Annotated in this window: 3 protein-coding genes and 1 pseudogene; all 4 read right to left on the bottom strand. The window is 30.5% G+C overall.

Features of this window, described 5'->3' with window-relative positions:
• Positions 1–415: 415 nt before the first annotated feature.
• Positions 416–994, bottom strand: a complete 579-nt coding sequence (locus tag CN514_RS15495; protein ID WP_098233362.1) for a hypothetical protein — start codon at positions 992–994, stop codon at positions 416–418.
• Positions 995–1,304: 310 nt separating this feature from the next.
• Positions 1,305–2,632: pseudogene (locus CN514_RS15490) on the bottom strand (IS3 family transposase).
• A gap of 184 nt (positions 2,633–2,816) precedes the next feature.
• A complete protein-coding gene (locus CN514_RS15485) occupies positions 2,817–3,281 on the bottom strand; it encodes a hypothetical protein (RefSeq protein WP_098233361.1) in 465 nt (154 codons plus the stop codon).
• A 15-nt stretch (positions 3,282–3,296) separates the two neighbouring features.
• Positions 3,297–4,100 carry a hypothetical protein gene (locus tag CN514_RS15480; protein WP_098233360.1) on the bottom strand — a complete coding sequence of 268 codons (804 nt, stop codon included), beginning with the start codon at positions 4,098–4,100 and terminating at the stop codon, positions 3,297–3,299.
• Positions 4,101–4,148: the final 48 nt, after the last annotated feature.

The raw sequence follows: 4,148 nt of genomic DNA, 5'->3' as shown, positions 1-4,148 counted from the left end.
TGGAAGGTTCAATTGGTTAATAGAGATTATAGTGGAGACGAACTTTTTAAGTTCGTCTTCTTCAAGTTTTTCTGTAATATCTGAATATGTTTCTAGAATAATGTCCATTTTTCTATTGTCTAAACGTTGTGAAACAAATTCTATACTTGCACAAGATTCAATTAAAAGTATCGCATGTATGTCTAAAATGTTTTGTACTTTTGTAATCGACACTTGCATGATTGAGGTTATAGTTAGATGTATACATTCCATCATAGGCTGGAATAGGAAATTTCCAAATTAACAATGCTGTTATTATGCTACCTGGTATCATGAAAAGACTTCTGATAAATCGATTTTTCCTACTAACTTTCCAGTAGGGACTAAAGAATAGTTTTAAAGTTTGTTTTAACATAAAAAACCTCATTTTAGATTTTTATTGATTTGTTACTGTCTTTTTACCTGTATACCAAACTTTTATATATAATGGCTTAGATTTTGCTAAAATGTAGTTAGCGTTAAGAGGGGCTAAAAGTCCTGCTAATAATGCACCACCTCCGGCTGGGATCACTATCCCAAGCATCCATGCAAATCCAGCATAACCTACTGCACCTAAAGTTTTTATAGCCGTTGAACTTAACCAAACTTCTACTCCCCATGAGTGGAAAACAACTTTTGTTTTACCAATAGTTCGTGCTAAAGGAACTTTATAACCTTCTTCGTTTGCCTTTTGAGTTAGTTCAGCATCAGATATCTCAACTGTTACACTGTCATTTCCTATTATTGCGTTATCGTTATTTTTAACAATTTCGTTCATTAAGTCTACATTTTGTTGTAAGTCTTCAACTTCCTGTAGAGGCATTCCACCAATTATAGCAGTGTCTAATTCAAAGGTATTTTCTTCATTAAGATATACTGGTGAATTAATTTCTTTTGCGCTTACAAAACCTGGTAATGTTCCTCCAATTAGTAAAAACGTTGATAAAATTAAAACTAACCCGCGTTTAGTATTCATATCGTCCTCCAATTTAGTTAAAATTTTGTATTTCAATAATTATTTCGGAGGAAAGTAAAAAGTAGAATGATATACTTATATGAACAATTAGTGAATTTATTTTCTAATTGCAAGCTAGTAAATTATTTAACTACTAATTGCTACTTCTCTTTTTGTTCTAATAAATTTAACTGCTTATCTAATTTAGAGTATCTATTTATGGTAAAATTTAACTGTAATTATAAAAGTCTTTCTCAAGAATCTTAATCTAAAGTGAAGTAGTGTTTTTAATCTAAAATGTACCCTTTGTAAAGGACATTGAAAAAAAAGTCTATGCAATTTTAAAGAGATGATTTCTGTATTGAACAGGGGCATCTTCTTTAATTTTCATTGACATCTATAGTGGTTGTAATACTTCATGTAATAGTTGATTTCTTTTATTAGCTCTTCTAAACTTTGAAATGACTTAATAGAAACTTCATCTTTAAAATGACCAAAGAATGATTGCTGTGGAGCGTTATCCCAACAGTTTCCACGTCTAGACATTGATTGAATTAAACCTAGCTTCTTCACTTGTTTTTGGAAGTCTGGGTGTGTATAATGTGTTCCTTGATCTGAATGTATAAGTGTACCCTTTACTTTCCTAAAATTACGATTCTTATTTAACTTTCGAAGTGTATCTGTAGCTAGCTCTATTGCCATTCGGTCTGAAACATTATAAGCCAATATTTCATTTGTTGAACTATCTAGGATTGTTGATAAATAGGCCTTTTTTCCCTTACCATAATGAAGATAGGTTATATCTGTTAGAAGTACTTTTCCAGGTACGCCTTGTTTAAATAGACGATTCAATCGGTTCGGCACAACCCTATGTTCTTTAGTAGCCTTCATCATTCGTCTGTAGGGATTTGCCTTTCTAATTGGGCAAACTATACCGTATTTTTTCATGATTCTTCGTATACCTTTCAAATTGTAGACAATCTTAAATTGACCGCCAATGTAGTCTTGTTTTGACGTGCCCCTTTTTATAACGCTTAAAGCGATATGCTTTTAAGATATTTTCTTTTAAAATCTCATTCTTTTCATCTTGTAGCTTTCTTTGCTCTTGTGACTTAATAGAAAAGTAATGATAATAACCACTTCTTGATACGCCAGCTATCTTACAAAGGTAAGTTAGCATATGTTTTAATTCAAACTTTTCAATTATGGAATGTATTAGAATATATTTTTGGCTAGGAGAAATAACGACTACTTCATCCTTCCTTCTAAGAAACGAATCTTTTTTAATAGTTCATTCTCAGCTTTAAGTAGATTAATTTCTGCTTCTAAACGAGCGTTCTTTTCCTCCAAAGTTAGTTCTCTTTCTAGATTTCTTCCTAAATTAATCGATCGCGTGTCACGAAGCCCCAGTTCACTGTTCTCTTTAAATGCAGTACGCCATCTTTTACTAGCAGATTGAACGAGATTCATTCCAATCACTTTAATATCAAATCCGGATTCTTCAAATATTTCTCTCGCTAATTTTCCTTTTACGTTTTCCGAAATAAAAATACGGTTAAACTCATCAGTGTATGTGATTCCTTTTGAACTAACTGACTTTACATATTGATTTTTGGAAAGTAGATTAATTTCTTTATCAGTAAATATTTTATTACTCATCTAAAATTTCCCCAATCCCGTTTTTTCTAATTATAAACAAAAGTACCCTATAGAGTAGACTTTTTTAAGTGTCTATTCTATAGGGTACATTTTATTAGGTGACAGGGTTTATTTTTTTTATTTAATCCTTGTAATCGGGTGATATTGAATCGCTACTAATCTTACAGAGAATTTTTTATTCAATCTATTCGTGAATTTGTGAGTGAGTAAAAATAAGTTCATCTTTTATATTTTCTGCATCGTCCCATAAACTTTCAGGGAAATTCTTTCTTAAAAAATATTTAGTATCTTCACCATTTTTAGGTGATATTTGTGCAGTAATTTTTTTATTACCAGTTACTTTTATGACGACTGGAAAATATTTTTCTTCAATCACTTTATTTTGCTTATCTAGTAAAACATAATGATAAAAAACGTATATATTTTTAGAATCCATACCATAAAGATAAAATGAATCTATCACATTATTATAATTTTTATTAGTAAATAAGGTCTGTCTTAAATAATTATAAATTGTATCATCTGTTAATTCGCCATTTTTATGTTCTTTGTTTATTATTGTATTTTTATTTTTGTTTGAAATACTATTATTACAGCTTACTAATATAAAAATAAGAAATATAAGTGAGAATTTTTTTGACTTTTTCATTAATAATCACTTCTTCTACTTTATCACTATGGCAAATACTCCGTCAGCTTTTCCGTTCGAAGTCTTCTTAGGAGAATAACCGGTTGCAGTTCCACCATCTTGAGTAGATATTGTAACATTTGCTGTATTACGAGTATCAATATAAACTTTGCCCCATGTTTTGTTCAGATATGGAGTAAACTTAATATATCCGGTTTTACACTTTGGGATATCATAAGTAACTGAGAATTGAGATATGATTGTTAATGATGTATTCCAACCAAAAGTTGCAGTCGATTTAATTGCTCCCTCTACTTGAGCTGCATACGTACCAGAAAATGAGTTTGAAATTGTTACAGACTCTCCATAAGTTAGTTTTGCTGGGCCTTTGAAATCTTGAGTAACTTTTTTAGCTGCCCCGTTAACAACTGAACTTCCAACTTGTCCTCCATAACGATAAACAGTAGTATAAAGTGGTGATTTAAGCAAAGGGGGACCGATGTTTATATTAGAAGATGAGTTAGTATTGACGGTTTCCGTTGATTCTAATAGTGTTTTGTAATCATCTAAAGAAATTTTTATTGGATTACCATTAATATCTGATTCAAAAGCTTGATAGATTTTTTCATTTGTTTCATTATTTAATAAATAAAACTGACCTAGTTCACTATCGTATTCTTTAGTATATATTTCATTGTTTTCAGTCACATTGGATTCTGAGTAACTTGAAATTTGAGATGACGAACTAGCATTAACTTCGTTGCTTTCACCAAAAACAGATGTCAGTGGAGTTATTGCAAGTGCCGTGACTAAAGGTATAGCTGCTAATTTCTTTTTCATAATAACTTCCTCCAAATTGAAAAATTTATATAATTACTTATTGATACT

The organism is Bacillus sp. AFS001701, from assembly GCF_002559405.1.
Classification (GTDB): domain Bacteria; phylum Bacillota; class Bacilli; order Bacillales; family Bacillaceae_G; genus Gottfriedia.
Note: the sequence above shows the minus strand (reverse complement) of the source record. Positions and strands in the feature narration are given on the sequence as shown.